Source organism: Kitasatospora sp. NPDC001660, assembly GCF_053596725.1.
The window spans coordinates 229141-245529 of record NZ_JBSFGU010000006.1 but is presented as its reverse complement, the minus strand read 5'-3'; the positions used below and the strand labels follow the sequence as shown (position 1 = coordinate 245529).

14 protein-coding genes are annotated in these 16389 nt (G+C 73.9%); 7 read left to right on the top strand and 7 right to left on the bottom strand.

Annotated elements, in window-relative coordinates:
• Positions 1–20: 20 nt before the first annotated feature.
• Positions 21–1373, bottom strand: coding sequence for an aminotransferase-like domain-containing protein (locus ACWCXH_RS09635; RefSeq protein WP_449800804.1), 1353 nt, complete (start codon positions 1371–1373; stop codon positions 21–23).
• A 97-nt stretch (positions 1374–1470) separates the two neighbouring features.
• Between ACWCXH_RS09635 and ACWCXH_RS09630 the strand changes: the two genes are divergently transcribed.
• Positions 1471–2133 carry a LysE family translocator gene (locus tag ACWCXH_RS09630; protein WP_449800803.1) on the top strand — a complete coding sequence of 221 codons (663 nt, stop codon included), beginning with the start codon at positions 1471–1473 and terminating at the stop codon, positions 2131–2133.
• A 122-nt stretch (positions 2134–2255) separates the two neighbouring features.
• On the opposite strand, the gene ACWCXH_RS09625 is transcribed toward ACWCXH_RS09630, so the two are convergent.
• Positions 2256–2507 (bottom strand): hypothetical protein, encoded by a 252-nt coding sequence (locus ACWCXH_RS09625; protein WP_449800802.1) that lies wholly within the window; start codon positions 2505–2507, stop codon positions 2256–2258.
• A gap of 131 nt (positions 2508–2638) precedes the next feature.
• Between ACWCXH_RS09625 and ACWCXH_RS09620 the strand changes: the two genes are divergently transcribed.
• Both ACWCXH_RS09620 and ACWCXH_RS09615 read left to right on the top strand, forming a co-directional pair.
• Positions 2639–3412: an SDR family NAD(P)-dependent oxidoreductase gene (locus tag ACWCXH_RS09620; protein WP_449800801.1), complete on the top strand. Its 774-nt coding sequence runs from the start codon at positions 2639–2641 to the stop codon at positions 3410–3412.
• 158 nt (positions 3413–3570) lie between these two features.
• Positions 3571–5409: an ABC transporter ATP-binding protein gene (locus tag ACWCXH_RS09615; RefSeq protein ID WP_449800800.1), complete on the top strand. Its 1839-nt coding sequence runs from the start codon at positions 3571–3573 to the stop codon at positions 5407–5409.
• A 72-nt stretch (positions 5410–5481) separates the two neighbouring features.
• Here the strand turns inward: ACWCXH_RS09615 and ACWCXH_RS09610 are convergent, their stop codons facing one another.
• Complete coding sequence (locus ACWCXH_RS09610; protein ID WP_449800799.1) at positions 5482–6150, bottom strand: lysophospholipid acyltransferase family protein; 669 nt, start codon at positions 6148–6150, stop codon at positions 5482–5484.
• A 232-nt stretch (positions 6151–6382) separates the two neighbouring features.
• Here ACWCXH_RS09610 and ACWCXH_RS09605 point away from each other — a divergent pair, with 232 nt between their 5' ends.
• Complete coding sequence (locus ACWCXH_RS09605; RefSeq protein ID WP_449800798.1) at positions 6383–6595, top strand: EF-hand domain-containing protein; 213 nt, start codon at positions 6383–6385, stop codon at positions 6593–6595.
• 144 nt (positions 6596–6739) lie between these two features.
• Here the strand turns inward: ACWCXH_RS09605 and ACWCXH_RS09600 are convergent, their stop codons facing one another.
• Positions 6740–8938, bottom strand: coding sequence for a bifunctional glycosyltransferase/CDP-glycerol:glycerophosphate glycerophosphotransferase (locus ACWCXH_RS09600; RefSeq protein ID WP_449800797.1), 2199 nt, complete (start codon positions 8936–8938; stop codon positions 6740–6742).
• Positions 8939–9776: 838 nt separating this feature from the next.
• Here ACWCXH_RS09600 and ACWCXH_RS09595 point away from each other — a divergent pair.
• Both ACWCXH_RS09595 and ACWCXH_RS09590 read left to right on the top strand, forming a co-directional pair.
• Positions 9777–10043 (top strand): hypothetical protein, encoded by a 267-nt coding sequence (locus ACWCXH_RS09595; RefSeq protein ID WP_449800796.1) that lies wholly within the window; start codon positions 9777–9779, stop codon positions 10041–10043.
• A gap of 214 nt (positions 10044–10257) precedes the next feature.
• On the top strand, positions 10258–10707 hold the full coding sequence (locus tag ACWCXH_RS09590; protein WP_449800795.1) for a YjbQ family protein: 450 nt from the start codon (positions 10258–10260) through the stop codon (positions 10705–10707).
• Positions 10708–10730: 23 nt separating this feature from the next.
• Here the strand turns inward: ACWCXH_RS09590 and ACWCXH_RS09585 are convergent, their stop codons facing one another.
• The gene (locus tag ACWCXH_RS09585) at positions 10731–11276 is read right to left on the bottom strand and encodes a DUF1990 family protein (RefSeq protein ID WP_449800794.1); all 546 of its coding nucleotides are present in this window, start codon (positions 11274–11276) and stop codon (positions 10731–10733) included.
• Positions 11277–11495: 219 nt separating this feature from the next.
• Between ACWCXH_RS09585 and ACWCXH_RS09580 the strand changes: the two genes are divergently transcribed.
• On the top strand, positions 11496–11714 hold the full coding sequence (locus ACWCXH_RS09580; RefSeq protein WP_449800793.1) for a hypothetical protein: 219 nt from the start codon (positions 11496–11498) through the stop codon (positions 11712–11714).
• Between the two features lie 27 nt (positions 11715–11741).
• Here the strand turns inward: ACWCXH_RS09580 and ACWCXH_RS09575 are convergent, their stop codons facing one another.
• Together ACWCXH_RS09575 and ACWCXH_RS09570 are read right to left on the bottom strand one after the other, a co-directional pair.
• Positions 11742–14786, bottom strand: a complete 3045-nt coding sequence (locus tag ACWCXH_RS09575; protein ID WP_449800792.1) for an AAA family ATPase — start codon at positions 14784–14786, stop codon at positions 11742–11744.
• On the bottom strand, positions 14783–15952 hold the full coding sequence (locus tag ACWCXH_RS09570; RefSeq protein ID WP_449800791.1) for an exonuclease SbcCD subunit D: 1170 nt from the start codon (positions 15950–15952) through the stop codon (positions 14783–14785). The genes ACWCXH_RS09575 and ACWCXH_RS09570 overlap by 4 nt, the downstream gene beginning before the upstream one ends.
• Positions 15953–16389: the final 437 nt, after the last annotated feature.

Sequence of the window (16389 nt, the reverse complement as noted above, 5' to 3'; positions counted from 1 at the left end):
TCGCCGTCGCCCGTCCGCCGTCACTCGTGCAGCTCCTCTGGCGTGCTTCGCGCGATCCGGGCGAGCGCCACCAAGGCGTGGGTCAGGACCGGGAGCGGCGGTGAGGCCAGGCCGACCCGGACGGCGGACGGGGAGACCCTGGGGTCGACGGCGAAGGCGGCGGCAGGCGTGATCGCGATGCTCTCGCGTGCCGCGGCCGCGACGAAGGTCTCCGCCCGCCAGGCCGGTGGCAGCTCCCACCACACGTAGTACGAGCACGGGTCGGAACGCAGCTGCTGTCCCGCCAGCAGGTCCCGTGCCAGCAGCTGACGCTCCGTGGCGTCCGCGCGCTTCGCCGCCTCGACCGCCGCGACGGCGCCGTCCGCGATCCAGCGGACGACCGCCTCCAGCGCGAACCCGCTGGGCGTCCAGCCGCCGGAGCGCAGCGCGGCGGCCATCCGGTCGCGGAACACGGCGGGCACGACGGCGAACCCGGCGGTCAGGCCCGGGGCCAGGCGCTTGGAGACGCTGTCGACCAGGATCGTGCGCTCCGGCAGCAGGGCTGCGAGGGGTGCGAGGTCGGGCCGCAGGAAGGACCAGATCGCGTCCTCGACGACTGGCAGGTCGAGATGGCGGAGCTCGTCCGCGAGGGCGGCCCGGCGCTCGGGCGGGAGACTGCTGCCGAGCGGGTTCTGCACGCGGGGCTGGAGGTAGACGGCGCTGAGCGGTGCGGCATGGTGTGCGGCGGCGACGGCACCGGGCCGTAGGCCGGACTCATCGACGGCCAGCGGCACGAGCGTGATGCCCAGCCGCTGCGCGACGGCCTTGACCACGGGGTACGTGAGCGCTTCGACGCCGACTCGCCCGCCGGGCGGTACGAGCGCGGAGAGTGCCCCAGCGGCTGCCTGCCGGCCGTTGCCGGCGAAGAGCACGTCCTCGGGATGTGCCCGCCACGAAGGCGAGTTGCGCGGCCCGGACGCCAGCTGGGCGAACGCGCGGCGGGCCGCGGCCGTCCCGGCGGCGCCCACCGGGCGTAGCGCGGCCTCGAGTGCGTCCGCCCGCAGCATCGGCGCGAGGCCGGCGCCGAGCAGCGTCGACTGCTCGGGAACGACAGGGTAGTTGAGCTCCAAGTCGACGGGCGCGCCGGCCGGTTCGGCCAGCGGGACGTGTGTGCCGGGCGCCCGCTGGTCGGCCCGCACGAAGGTGCCGCGGCCGACCTCGCCGGTGGTGAGCCCGCGCCGGGCCAGCTCCCGGTAGACGCGTCCGGCTGTCGAGGCGGCGATACCGCGGCGACGTGCGAAGGCGCGCTGGGTGGGGAGCTGTTCGCCGGGCCGCAGCCGTCCGTCGGTGATGGCGGTGGCGATCTCGTCGGCGATGAGCCGGTAGTCGTCCATCGGCGGGCCCTTCGGGTCGGTCGGCGGGATCTCCTGGATTGCGCCGAGTGCAAAGTCATCATTGCATCGAGGTGCCGGCGAGGCCTAGCCTCCTCGCATGGATCTGCTCATCCCCGCCGTCGCCCCGCACGCCCTGCTCGGAATCACCGCCGTGGCGCTGGGCATGGCGCTCACCCCCGGGCCCAACATGATCTACCTGGTCTCGCGCTCGATCGCCCAGGGGCGTCGCGCCGGGCTGGTGTCGCTGGTCGGTGTCGCGGCCGGCTTCCTGGTCTACCTCGGGGCCGTGACGGTGGGCGTCGCCGCCGTGTTCACGGTGGTGCCGGCGCTCTACACGGCGATCAAGCTCGCCGGGGCCGGATATCTGCTGTGGCTCGCCTGGAAGGCCGTCAAGCCGGGTGGCGCGCCGGTCTTCGCGCCGCAGCAGCTGCCGCCCGACTCGCCGCGCAAGCTGTTCACGATGGGTTTCCTGACCTGCCTGCTCAATCCCAAGATCGCCATCATGTACCTGTCCCTGTTGCCCCAGTTCGTGGAGCCGGAGCGCGGCCACGTCGCGGCCCAGAGCCTGGTGCTCGGCCTGGCCCAGATCGTCGTGGCGGTCACCGTCAACGGGCTGATAGCGGTGAGCGCGGGCAGCATCGCGTCCTTCCTCGGCCGCCGCCCGGCCTGGCTCCGGATCCAGCGCTACGCGATGGGCGGCGTCCTCGGCGGCCTCGCCCTGCACATCGCGGCCGACCGGGCGAAGGCGGTGGCGGTCTGAGTGCCGGGTGGGGGCGGGTAGCGGCTAACAACTAACAGATGACAGAGTTCGAAATCTGTCATCTGTTAGTTGTTGTCTGTTGGTTGTTGGTGGTCGGTCGCCCCATTCCTCGTTGCGCCTGCTCATCGCCTGTGAGCCGCCCCTGTCGGCACGTCGCACCCGGCCTGCACGAATCGCCCGTCCGTCGTCGGCCCGGTGTTGGCGAGCGCGGCGACGAGGGTCTCCGTCTGCGGCGAGAGTTGGAGTAGGTGGGCGTAGGTCTCCAGTGGGTCGGTCATCGTGAGGTGGCGCAACTGCTGTTCGTGCATCAGGTCGCCCTCGCGCACCTGCTGTCGGGCGAAGTCGAGGAGACCGCGAACTCGCGCGGATGGCATCACCCGGTTGGGCGATGCCCCCGTCCGACCCCTGGGAACCGCCGGGCCGGGGTCCTGCATCCGCAGTCCGCTGAGCAGGGACGTTGTGCTGGGTGTGGGCCCGGCTGCGGCGAGTCGGTACGGTCGGGGGTATGACCACAGCCTTGATCACCGGCGCTACCGCCGGCATCGGAGCCGCGTTCGCGCGCCGGCTCGCCCGCGGCGGCTACCGGCTCGTCCTGGTGGCCCGGGACACCGAGCGCCTGGAGCGCACCGCCGCTGACCTCCAGGGGAAGTACGGCGTGGAGACGGAGGTGCTGACGGCCGACCTCGCGACCGACGAGGGCATCGGCGCCGTCGAGGCGCGGCTGGCCGATGCCGCCCGCCCGGTGGACCTGCTCGTCAACAACGCGGGCTTCGGCAACCGGGGCGCCTTCCTGACCGTCCCGCTCCGGGACGAGCTGGACATGCTGAAGGTGCACGTCGAGGCGATCCTGCGGCTGACGACGGCCGCGCTGCCCGGGATGCGGGACCGCGGCCGGGGCGCGATCGTCAACGTCGCCTCCGTGGCGGCCTTCCTGCCGCGCGGCACGTGCGGCGCGAGCAAGGCGTGGGTGGTGAGCTTCACCCAGGGGGTGCTGCGCGACCTCGGTGGCAGCGGGGTGCGGATGATGGCGCTCTGCCCGGGCTTCACGCGGACGGAGTTCCACCAGCGGGCCGGCATGGGTACGGGCAACATCCCGTCCTGGTCCTGGCTCTCGGCCGAGCGGGTCGTGGAGGAGGCGCTGCGCGACCTCGGGCGCGGCCGGTCGGTGTCGGTGCCGGGCAAGCGGTACAAGGTCGCGGTGGCGCTCGCCCGGGTGCTGCCGTCCGGAAAGCTGGGCGGGCTCTCCTCCAAGGCGGCGCGCACCTACCGGACGGACTGACCGGCCGGACGCACTGACGCGAAGGGAGGGGCGGTCGGCCGGCCGCAGAGTCCGCAGAGCGCAGGAATAGAGCAACCCTCATTATTAGCTTGCCTAACTATGAGCTATTCTCGCTATGCTGTCGGCTGCCCGACCGCCCGACCCAGGGAGGCCCGCCCTTGAGGCCCGACGCCATCGACTGGACCCCGCCCCCGCGCGACGAGGGCGAACCCCGCCCGCCCGCGCAGTGGCGGCGCATCCTCGCCCTCTTCCGCCCCTACGCGGGCCGCCTCGCCACCGTCGGACTGCTGGTCGGCGCCTCCGCCGTCGTCTCGGTCGTCTCGCCGTTCCTGCTGCGGGCCGTCCTCGACACCGCGATCCCGCACGGCCGCACCGGCCTGCTGAGCCTGCTCGTGCTCGGCATGATCGCCGCCGCCGTCGTGAACAGCGTGTTCAACGTCCTCCAGACGCTGATCTCCACCACGGTCGGCCAGCGCGTCATGCACGACCTGCGCACCGCCGTCTACGGTCACCTCCAGCGGCAGTCCCTCGCCTTCTTCACCCGCACCCGCACCGGCGAGGTGCAGTCCCGGATCGCGAACGACATCGGCGGCATGCAGTCCACGGTGACGTCCACCGCCACCAGCCTGGTCTCCAACTTCACCGCCGTCGTCGCCTCCGTCGTCGCGATGGTCGCGCTCGACTGGCGGCTGACCGTCGTCTCGCTGCTCCTGCTCCCGCTGTTCGTCTGGATCAGCCGCCGGGTCGGCAATGAGCGCAAGAAGATCACCACCGAGCGGCAGAAGCAGCTGGCCGCGATGAGCTCGGTGGTCCAGGAGTCGCTGTCGGTCAGCGGCATCCTGCTCGGGCGCACGATGGGCCGATCCGACTCCCTCGCCCGGGAGTTCACCGAGCAGTCCGACCGCCTCGCCGACCTGGAGGTGCGGGCCAACATGGCCGGGCGCTGGCGGATGAACACCATCCAGATCGTGATGGCCGCGATGCCCGCCGTCATCTACTGGGCCGCAGGCCTCACCGCGGCCGGCGGCGCGCCGATCGTCTCGGTCGGCACCCTGGTCGCCTTCACCACGCTCCAGCAGGGCCTGTTCCGCCCGACCGTCGGCCTGCTCTCCACCGGTGTGGACGTCCAGACCTCCCTCGCGCTGTTCCAGCGCATCTTCGAGTACCTCGACCTCCCGGTCGAGATCGCCGAGCGGCCGAGCCCCGTCGCCCTGGACGGGATCCGTGGAGAGGTCCGCTTCGAGGGCGTCGACTTCCGCTACGACGGCGGCCAGGAGCGCCCGACGCTCTCCGGGATCGAACTCACCGTCCCAGCCGGGAGTTCGCTCGCCGTGGTCGGTGAGACCGGCTCGGGCAAGACCACCCTCAGCTACCTCGTCCCCCGCCTCTACGACGTCACGGGCGGGCGGGTCACCATCGACGGCGAGGACGTGCGCGACCTCTCCTTCGACACCCTGGCCCGCGCGGTCGGCGTGGTGTCCCAGGAGACCTACCTCTTCCACGCCTCCGTCGCCGAGAACCTGCGCTTCGCCAAGCCGGAGGCCACCGACGCGGAACTCGTCGAGGCCGCCCGCGCCGCCCAGATCCACGACACCATCGCCGGCCTGCCCGACGGCTACGCCACCCTGGTCGGCGAACGCGGCTACCGCTTCTCCGGTGGCGAGAAGCAGCGCCTCGCGCTCGCCCGCACGATCCTGCGCAACCCGCCCGTCCTGATCCTCGACGAGGCCACCAGCGCGCTCGACAACCGCACCGAGCGCGCGGTCCAGGAGGCCGTCGACACCCTGGCCGCCAGCCGCACCACGATCACCATCGCCCACCGGCTCTCCACCGTCCGCGGCGCCGACCAGATCGCCGTCCTCGACCACGGCGAGGTCGTCGAACTCGGCGCCCACGACGAGCTGATGGAGCTGGACGGCCGGTACGCGGCCCTGCTGCGCCGCGAGGCACCGCAGACGCCGGACGCCCCGGAACCGGCCACGCTCGGGCACGTCTGACGGGCACCCGGCACCCGGCCCCCGGCGCCCAGCACCCGACGTCCAACGGGCGGGTTGTGCCCGGGCGGCCGGTTATGCCGCCTTCGGCACCTCGTTGTAGCCCTCCGCGACCTCCTGCCCGGAGAGCCGCTGGATCGCCGCCATCACCTCGTCGGTCACCTGCCGACGGGCCTTGGCCGAGCGGGCCTGCCCGTGCAACTCGTCGAAGTGCAGCGGCTCGCCGAACCGGACGGTCACCTTCTTGAGGCGCGGCACCCGCTTGCCCACCGGCAGGATCTGCTCCGGCCCCTCCAACGCCACCGGCACGACCGGCACGCCGGCGGTCAGCGCGAGCCACGCGACGCCCGTCTTGCCGCGGTAGAGGCGGCCGTCGAGCGAGCGGGTGCCCTCGGGGTAGATGCCGAAGGCCTTGCCGTCCTCCAGGATCTCCAGCGCCGACTCCAGGGAGGCCTGCGCGGAGCGGTAGGTCCCGCGCTCGACCGGCACTGCGCCGATCGCCTCGAAGAAGCCCTTGGAGAGCCGGCCCTTGAGCCCGGAGGCGGTGAAGTACTCGGCCTTGGCGAGGAAGTGGACCCGGCGCGGGGCGGTCAGCGGGATCACCACGCTGTCGATGAACGACAGGTGGTTGCTGGCGAGGATGACCCCGCCCTTGCGCGGCACGTTCTCGACACCCTCGATGGCCGGCCGCCAGATGCCGCGTGAGACGGGCTTCAGCACCAGCCTGGTGACGAGATCGAGCATGGTCCCTCCCTGGACGAACGAGCGCCCGGGAGGAGCCCGGGCCGGTATCGGTTCCGCAGACTACGCCACCCGCCCCTCTGCCCGTCCACTTCCGCCCGCCCGTGGCATCGCACCCGCCGGCGCGTGCCTCCGCTCCCGCCGGCCGTGGCCCGTGCCACGGCCGCTTCGGCGGGGCCGGGTAGGGTACGCCCGTCCGAACACCGCAAAACCCGCAGTTCCCAGGAGGGCAACCATGCAGAGCACCGAGGAGATCAAGGCGCTCTTCGACCGTTTCGACAAGAACGGCGACGGCAAGATCACTCCGGCCGAGTACGCGCTGGTCGCGAACGAGATGGGCGACCACGACGTGACGCTGTCGATGGCCGAGGCGCTGATCCACGCCATGGACACCCACCACCAGGGCTACCTGACCTTCGACGAGTTCCTGGCCGCCCGCCAGGGCTGAGCGCGCCGCGACGGGGCCGGTCGCCGTACCGGCGGCACCGGCCCCGTCCGCTTGGGCCCGGTCCGCCTGGGCCTGTCCGCCTGTCCGCCTGTCCGCCTGCCGACAAGGCCGGCCAGTGGGCCGTCCGGCGGGCCTACGGACGCGTCATCCCGAGACCGGGAACACCCGGCGCACCACCCGCTCCGCCGCCCCGCCGTCGTCCCACGGACAGAACTTCGCCCGGAACCGCGCCCGCGCCGCCGGATCGGCGTCGCCCTCGAGCAGCGCCTTGGCCAGCCCGTCCGCGTCCACCGTGACCGCGCCCGGCGGCTCCGCGAACAGGTCGAAGTACACCCCGCGCACCCGCCGGTACTCGTCCCAGTCCGGCGCGAAGACGACGATCGGCCGGTCCAGCACCGCGTAGTCGAACATCATGGACGAGTAGTCCGTCACCAGCACGTCCGCCGCGAGGTAGAGGTCCTCGACGGTCGGGTGCGCCGAGACGTCCACGATCTCCGCCGCGTCCTCGCCCGCCACCAGGTCCCCCGGGCCGCCGGTGTGGAAGTAGTGCGTGCGCACCAGCAGCGTGTACGAGGGGCCGAGCCGCCGGGCCAGGTCCTTCACGTCCAGCAGCGGCACGTAGCCGCCCTTGCACTCGCGGTGCGTCGGCGCGTACAGCACCGCCGTACGGCCCGGGCGCAGGCCGATCCGCTCGCGCATCGCGCGCACCTCCTCCGGGGTGGCGAGGGCGAGGCGGTCGTTGCGCGGGTAGCCGGTGTCGAGCATCTCGTAGCGGCCGGGGAAGGCGCGGGCGAAGTGCTCGCTGGTGTGCGGGTTGGAGGAGACCAGGAAGTCCCAGCGGTCGACGGCCTCCTGGAGCCGGTCGAAGTCCATGCCGTCGGCGGCCTCGGGGCGTCCCCGCAGGTCCATGCCCATCGCCTTCAGCGGGGTGCCGTGCTGGGTCTGGACGTGCACAGTGCCCGGCCGCTTCGCCATCGTGTGCGGGAAGTTGACGTTGTTGACGAAGTACTTGGCGGTCGCCATCACCTTCAGGTAGGCGGGTGTGTTGACGATCACGTACGGCACCCCGGCCGGCATGGTGGCGGTCTGCGTGCGGTTCTCCACCACCCACACGCCCCGGATCTGCGGGACGAGTTCCTTCGCCTTCTCGTAGATCGCCGCCGGGCTGCACGCGTAACCCCGGTGCCAGTAGGCCGCGTAGACCGCGAGGTTCTCGTCCAGCGGCAGCCGACGGAACGCGTTGTACGCGGTGAACCGGGCGCCGCTGCGCACGCCCTTGCGCACCGCCGGGGCCACCGCCCGTGCGCCGCGCCTGAGTTCGCGCGGCAGCCGTCCGGTGCGGCGCAGCTCCGCGTACGCGATCCGCGCACCGCGCGCCGCCAGCCGGTACTGCACGCCGCGCACGCCGCCGGGGAACTGGTAGCCGTCCGGGCGGTGGCGGGCGATGTGCCGGGAGATGCTGCGGAAGAACTCCTTGCGCCGTTCGGCCGGGACGAGCCCGGGGGCGTCGTAGACGTTCAGCGCCTGGCGGACGGTCCGGTCGAAGACCATCGTGCGCAGCGAGGCCGGGACAGGCCGGCCCGGGCGGTCCGGGCGGTCCAGGAACGCGAAGATCGCGTCGTACTGGGCGAAGACGTCGGCGTGCTTGGGGGAGGCGGTCGCGGTGATCGCGCCGTCCCGGTTGCGGCGGTAGACGTAGCAGGGGCGGTCGAGGTAGCGCAGCCGCTCGGCGGCGAGCAGCGCGGGGTAGGTGACCGAGATGTCCTCGTAGTGGCCGCGTCCGAAGGAGACGCCGAGGCCCTCCAGGTACGCGCGGCGGAACACCTTGTTCCACACCGACATCACGGTCTGGAACAGCGCCGGGTGCTCGGCGAGCGTGCAGCCCTCGATGAGCGGGGAACCGAGCAGCACGTGGCGCCACGGGTTGGGCTCGGTCGCGCCGTCCGGGTAGACGTGGGTGAAGTCGGTGATCAGTACGTCGGCGGGGACGGGCTGGCGGCCCTCGTGGCGCAGCTCGTCCAGGACCACGCTGACGGTGCGCTCGGGCAGCCAGTCGTCGCTGTCGACGAACCAGACGTACTCGCCGCGCGCGAGGGGCAGGGCGGCGGCGCGGGCGCCGCCGAGGCCCTGGTTCTCGGCGAGGTGCAGGACCCGCAGCCGGGGGTCGCGGGCGGCGTACTCGTCCAGGATCGCGCCGCAACCGTCCGGGGAGAGGTCGTCGACCGCGATCACCTCGAAGCGCGACTCCGCGGCGGGGGTGTCGCCGAGGATCGAGTCGAGGCAGCGCGGCAGGAACCGCTCCACGCCGTGGACCGGGAGCACGATGCTGAGGAGGAGTGACACGCTGGCCGAGTCTACCGACCGCCCGGAGGTGACCTCTGAGCTGGGCTTCGGTCGGAGGTGGGGGAGCTGCGGGATGGCACTGCGGCGGGTTTGTGGCGGGGTCCTGCGGCGGGGCGGGACGTGGCCTGCGGCGGGGCCGCGAAGGGACCCCGGAGAGGCTGCGGATGGTTGCGGAGGGGCGGCGATCCTGACCCGGAGCCGCCGGTGCCGGGCCCTGATGGGGGCGGCACCGGCAGCCTGGTGGCGGCCCGGCCGACCCTCTACGGCCGGCCGCCGGTCCGGGCACCCGTCCGAGCCTGGCCGCCGCAGCGTCGAGGCGGCCGGGCAGTGGCTCGGGGGAGCCGGAGTCCTTCATCATTCGAACACGCGACTGGGCAACGTGCGAGCCCTACGCGTAGAAGGAGATATTGCTTGGAGGTTACGCCGGAGTCAATCCCTCGAATGTGTTCACTTCATGAATGCGCTGCTTCATGAACGCTGTGGTTCGATGGCCGCTCCGGCGGGTGACGCTCATAGCGCTCGCGGTCCGCCGCTGGTACGCCGTCTGTGCCGACCCCTATATACCGACTGTGCGACCGGGCACTCCGGATGATCCCGTGCGCCGGGCGCATATCTCTCGGCCGGGCGCCGGGCCCGTGCCTCCGAGAACCGCTGACGGACGGCTGGTCGCGCACCATCATTGATGCCTAGTCGTGACCGCTGCGGGTGGCCCCTGGTGCATCGTCAGTTGACGCCGCACGATACGGTGGCACAACACCAAGGACGGTTGCGCGAAGGCCGTCCGTCACGGATAGTCTTCGCCTCACGGCCCTGGCGCCTCGTAGGGGTGGGAAAACTGATGGAACACATGCAAGTGCGGACTCGGCCCCGTGTGCCGGCGATCCAGTGCGGTGTCGGCGCGACCGGCCGCCGGATCGACAGGCACCTGGCCGTGCTCGGCGCGCCCGCCGTCCCGGCGGTGGACGCCGCCGAGGCGCTCGGGCTGATAAGGGAGCTGACGCCGCGCGGCGTCGGCGCCCCGATGCAACCGCGTCGCCACGCTCGGGTGTCGCTGCTGGCGCCCCTGCGCCGGCTGCGGCGGAGTCTGTTCGGCGGTCGCGGCTAGGGCCTCCGGCCCGCCCCGCACACCCCGGCACCCGGCCCGGCGGACCATGAGGACCGTCGGGTCTTCGGCGTACCCGGGGACGGTCCGGGCCCTGTGTACGTGGACGGGTACGCGCCTGCCGGAGGGTGCTCGCGCGCGTGGGGCTTGTGCGGGTGACGCTCGCGTGAGTGGCGCTTGCGCGAGCCGGCCGGCGCCTTCCGGCAGGATGGCGGCCATGGCGGACAACATCCACTCCCACCGCACCGGTTCCTTCCAGACCACCACCTTCGAGATCACCACCGGCAACCGCGAGGTCGCGCTCGACATCACCGACCGCTGCGCCGCGTTCCTCACCGAGCGGGCCGCCGGCCGCGATGGCCTGCTCAACGTCTTCGTCCCGCACGCCACCGCCGGCATCGCCGTCCTCGAGACCGGCTCCGGCAGCGACGACGACCTCCTCGCCACCCTGCGCGACCTGCTCCCCGCCGACGACCGCTGGCGCCACCGCCACGGCAGCCCGGGCCACGGGCGCGACCACGTGGTGCCCGGACTGGTCGCCCCGCACGCGACCCTGCCCGTGATCGGCGGCCAACTGGCGCTCGGCGTCTGGCAGTCCGTGGTCCTGGTCGACACCAACGGGGACAACCCGCGCCGGACGGTCCGGTTGTCCTTCCTGGGCGGCTGAGCCACCGGCGGAACGAACGGAGGTCAGGCGCGGGACGCGACGGCGGCGAGGTAGCGCTCGATGGCCAGGTACTGGCAGAGTGCCGCGACCGGACGGCCCAGGCGCGCGTACCAGGCGGCCAGCCGGGAGAACGCGGCCACCTCGAACCACACCTCGCCGTCGGCGTCCATCGACACGAGGAACGACTCCTCGCCGCACTCCGGGTGGCCGGGCAGCGTCCCGTAGGCGAAGCCGATCCGGTCCGGCTCGTCCACCGTCCACACCACGCGGCAGGGGATCACGAGGCGCGGCCACCGGCTGCCCGGAAGGCTGAGCCGTAGCAGCACCGTGGCGCCCTCCTCGGCGGGTGCGTGCGGGTGGACGGCGAAGCCGGTGCCCAACTGGCTGCCCCAGCCCATGACGTACCGTCCGGCCCGCTCCAGCACCTCGGGCCCGCGGCCGAGATGCACCCGCCGCCGCAGGTGCGCGTACCCGTCCGGGAGCGGTCCGCCCCGGGTGGCCCCGACCTCGGGGTACGTAGGCGCGGCGGCGCGGGCGGCGGTGAGGCGCTGGTGGATATCTCGGCCCATGGCGTCACCGTAGCGGGGGTGGTCGGGGCAGAGGGCGGCGGGGGATGGTGGGGGAGGGTGAGGGTGAGGGCAGGCGCCGGCCGGAGGGGGCGAGGAACATGTGGCAGCAAACGGATGACAGATTTCAACTTCTGTCTTCTGTCTTCTGTCATCTGTTCGCCGCCGTCTGTCAGCTGTCCCGCCTTGCCGCGCCTCGGGCGTGAGGAGTAGGAAGGCGGCATGACCGATACGAAGACGAACAGGGACGCGGCCGTCTGTGCGCTGGCCCCTGCAGAGGGTGCCGAGGCGGCTCTGGCACACGACCCGGCGCTCACCGGCCCGCGTGCCGACTGCGTCCTGTGCGGCGAACCGACCGAGCTGCCCGCCGACCACTCGGGCGCCACGCTCTGCCCCGTCTGTGCCTGGCAGCAGGCCCAGCGGATCGCCTGCTCGGGCTGAGGCCGCTTCCCGCCTCCCGGGCGGGCCTCAGGAGTCCTCTCGCCCGGCCGCGACGAGGGTCGAGCCGTGCCGCCCCTTGTGGACCAGCAACTGGGCCGGGATGCGCGTGCGCAGGTCGGCGACGTGGCTGACGATGCCGACGGCCCGGTCGCGTTCGCGCAGTCCGTCGAGCACGTCCATGACCTCCTCCAACGTCTGCTCGTCCAGCGTGCCGAAGCCCTCGTCGATGAAGAGCGTGTCCAGCGGCATGCCGCCAGCCTCGTCGGTGACGACGTCGGCGAGGCCGAGGGCGAGCGCGAGCGAGGCGAAGAAGCTCTCGCCACCGGAGAGGGAGGCGGTGTCGCGTTCGGTGCCGGTCCAGGCGTCGACGACGCGCAGGGCGAGCCCCGAGCGCTTGTTGCCGGTGCCGCGGTCGTCGCTGTGGACGAGGGTGTACCGGCCCCCGGACATCCGGACCAGCCGGTCGCTGGCCGCTGCCGCGACCTGCTCCAGCCGGGCCGCCAGGACGTACGACTCCAGGCGCATCCGCAGCCGGTTCTCGGTGGAGGTGCCGGCGGCGAGCGCGGCGAGCCGGTTGATCCGCTCGTAGTGGACCAGGGCGGGCGCCAGTTCCTCGGCCAGGGCGGCGAGTTGCGCGCCGATCGCGGCCAGCGCCGCGCGGCGATCGCCGGCCGCGGCCTGGGCGGCGTGGGCGCGGCGCAGCCGCCCGGTGGCCGCGTCGAGCGCGGCCTGGGTGGCGGGCAGGTCGGCGGCGGGGTGCTCCGCGGCGGTAACGAGATCGGGCAGCGCGAGTTCGCGCTGGACGGCGGCGAGTTCGGCGCGGTGCCGGTCCAGCCGGGCCTCCAGCTGCTCGCGCTGCTCGCGGGGGAGCAGGACGGCGAGCGCGTCGTCGGCGCTCGGAAAACCGGCCGCGACGGCGGCCTTGGCGAGTTCGTCCTCGGCGTCGGCGAGCCGGGCCGCCGATTCCGCGCGGGCCCGGACGGCGGCGGTGGTGGCGGCGACGCCGTCGGCGAGCCGGGTGAGGGCCGCGGCCCGTTCGGCGACGGAGGCCGCCTCGCCCCGGGCGGCGGCCACCCGGGCGGCGAGGTCCCGCTGCTCGGAGTCGAGGGCGTGGAGGCGGTCGGTGAGGACGGCGCCGCGCTCGCGGGCCTCGCGCAGTTCGTCGTGTCGGCGCGCGCGGTCGTCGGAGAGCCGGCTGATCTCCTGCTCGATTTGGCCGAGCGCCTCGGCCGCCCGCAGCGCCTCGTGGTGTTCCCGGTCCAGTGTCGCGAGGGCGTCCGCGACGGTGCCGACGTCGTCCGGTCCGGCGGCTCCGGAGGCCGTCGCCTCGCGGACCCGCAGCGCGGTGAGGGCCTGCTCGGCATCGGCCGCGGCGTGCTCGGCGGTGTTCTGGGCAGTGCGCGCCCGGTCCTCGTCGGCCGCGCTGACCCGGTCACCGGGGGTGGTCCGGGCGGGCGCAGGGTGCTCGGGCGAGCCGCAGACGCGGCAGGCCTCGCCGGTCTGCAGCTGCTCGGCCAGCTCGGCGGCCATGCCGACGAGTCGGCGCTCGCGGAGGTCCTGGCTGTGCTCGCGGGCGTCCAGCGCGGCGGCGCGCAGCGCGTGCGTGCGCGGTTCGGCGGCGGCGATCTCGGCCCGCAGGCCGTCGCGCTCCCGGGCCGCCTTCAGTCGGGTGGCCAACTCGGCCCTCTCGCGGTCCAGTTGTTCGACCCGGGCGCCGGCCTCCCGTGCTGCCGTCCGCTCCTCCTGGAGGCGGACCAGCCAGCCGTCGAAGTCGGCCAGCCAGTCCTCGGCCTCCTCGGCGAGATCCTCGGTGCGGACCCGCTCCTCGTCGGCGGCCCGCTGCTCGCGGGCGAGTTCGGCGCAGCGCCGTTCGTCGGCCCGGGCTGCCTCCAGACGGACCACCTCGGCCCGCAACCGCCCTTCGGCCTCGGCCAGTTCGGCGGTGCCGGCCTCGCCCAGGTCGACGATGGTGGTTCCGTGGACCTCCCCGGCCAGCGCGGCCCGCTGTCGTCGCTCGGCGTCCTGCGCGCGTTCGTGCGCCTCGGCGGCGTGCGCGCGCAGCCGCAGCGCCGACTCCACGCCGACGGCCGCCTGCGCCGCCGCGAGCCGCTTCCGGTCGCGCGCCGCCGCCGGCTCGAACTCGGCCAGCCGATCAGCCTGTTGGCGGGCCTGCCGGTGGCGGTGCTGGCGCCCGGCCAGCTCCTCGGCGGCCTCGCGCTCCCGCTGGGCCTCCTGGTGGGCCGCCTCGGCGCCCGCGAGGGCGGCATCCGCGATGCCCTGCTGCTCGGCCGCGCCGGCCCGCAGGATCGCGGCCCACCCGAGAACGCCCGCCGTGAGGTCGGCGCGCTCGTCGTCGGCGGGCACCCAGCCGTCGGCGGGCTCGGCGCCCGGGCCGGCCGCCTGCTCGGCCTTGCTGGCGAGGTCGCGCAGCCGGCGCCGGCCGGCCTGGACGGCGGCCTCCTGGGCGCGCCGCTGCTCCGCCAGCCACGCCTCGACGTGCTGGAACCGCTCGGTGTCGAACAGCCGCCGCAGCAGCTTGCCGCGCTCCTCCGAGTCCGCCCTGAGGAAGCGCGCGAAGTCGCCCTGCGGCAGCAGGACGACCTGGCAGAACTGGTCGCGGTTCATGCCGACGAGCCGGTGGATCTCCTCCCCGGCCTCCTGGTGCGACTTGCTGAGCGCCCGCCAGCCCGGGGTGCCGTCCCCGGCGTCCGCCACCCACTCGCGCAGCAGGGTCTGTGCCCGCTCGACGGTCGTCCCGGTGCCGACCTTCTTCGGCCGCCGCTGCTCCGGCAGCCGGGTGATCTGCAGCCGCCGCCCGCCGATCGTCAGCTCCAGCCGCACCTCGGTGAGGCGGTGCGGGTCGGCGTGGTCGCTGCGCAGCCGGTTGGCCCGGCGGGTGCCGGGCACGTCGCCGTAGAGCGCGAAGCAGACCGCGTCCAGCACGCTGCTCTTGCCCGCGCCGGTCGCGCCGCGCAGGAGGAACAGCCCGCCGGCGGCGAGCGCGTCGAAGTCCACCGTCTCGGTGCCCGCGAAGGGGCCGAAGGCGGTGACGGTGAGCCGGTGCAGCCTCATCGGGGCAGGTCCGCCTTCCGCTCGGCGCTCTCCCGCACGCTCTCGAAGCCGGCCTGCAGCCAGCCGAGTTCGTCCCCGTCCGGCTCGGCGCCGGGGCGCACGTGCCGCAGGAAGCCCTCCGCGATCTCCAGGTCGGCCCGCCCGCCGACCCGGGCCGCGTACGACTGCGAGGGCTCCGCCGGCGTCTCCTCGGGGTCGAACAGCAGCTGCAGGGTGTGCGGGAAGCGGCGGCGCAGGCGTTCCATCGGCTCGCTCGGGCGGGACGCGTCGGTCAGGGTGGCCTGCACCCAGGACTGCTCGTGTTCCGCGTACTTCTCCTCAGTGAGCAGCGCGTCGAGAGTGTCGCGCAGGGTGGCCAGCGGGCGCGGCCGCGGGCAGTCGACGCGCTCGGCGGCGACGGAGCCGTCGGCGCCGAGGTCGACCAGCCACATGCTCTTGCGCTGCCCGGCCTCGGAGAAGGAGTAGGCGAGGGGGGAGCCGCTGTAGCGCAGGTGCGGGGCGAGGGTCTGGCAGCCGTGCAGGTGGCCCAGCGCGGCGTAGTGCACGCCGTCGAACACCGAGGCCGGCACGGCCGCGACGCCGCCGACCGCGATGTCCCGCTCGCTGTCGCTCGGCGCGCCGCCCGTGACGAAGGCGTGCGCCAGGACCACCGCGCGCGTTCCCTCCGGCCGGGCGGCGAGGTCCTCCCGCACCCGGTCCATCGCGGCGCCGAGCACCGCCGCGTGCCCGCCGCGCTCCAGTCCGAAGCTCTCGCGCACGAGCGTCGGCTCCAGGTAGGGCAGCCCGTAGACGGCCACCGGGCCGTGCTCGTCCGTCAGCAGCACCGGGACGGCGCACTCGCCCGGATCGGTGCGCAGGTGGATCCCGGCCCGCCCGATCAGCCCCGCGCCGACCCCCAGGCGGCGCGCCGAGTCGTGGTTGCCGCTGACGAACACCGTCGGTACCCCGAGTGCGGCCAGCCGGTGCAGCACGTCGTCGAACAGCGCGACCGCCTCCAGGCCGGGCAGCGCCCGGTCGTACACGTCCCCGGCGACCAGCACGGCGTCGACGCGCTGCTCCTCGACGACCGCCACGAGGTGGTCGAGGAACGCGCGCTGGGCGTCGTGGAGGCTCTCCCGGTGGAACGAGCGCCCGAGGTGCCAGTCGGAGGTATGCAGCAGTCGCATGGTCCCCGACCCTAACCTCCGGCACCGACAATCCCGGCCGGAACTGGGGACCCGGGCGCCCCGGGGCGGGTGTGACCGATCGCGCACGGCCGATTGTCAGTGACGGTGTGTATGTTCCTCGTCGCGGACGGTCGTGTCCGTGATCGGTCGGAGAGAGGAGTTCGGCATGTCGGTGCGGGTGTTGGTGTCGGGGATGCTCCGCGGGCGGTGCTCGGGGGCGCTCGCGGAGATGCTCTCGGGAGCGCGTGGGGCGTGGCGGGCGCGCGGGCAGTCGCGGGCGCGCCCGTCCGCGGCGCGGTGGACCCGGCCCGGTGGGAACGGACCTCACGCGAACGGGTCCCGTGTGAACGGGCCTCGCGCCAACGCGCCCGGGCGCGTTGGCGCCGGGCCTGGCGGCGGGCGGCCGCCGGGCGGTGGGGCCGACGGCGGTGCCGGGG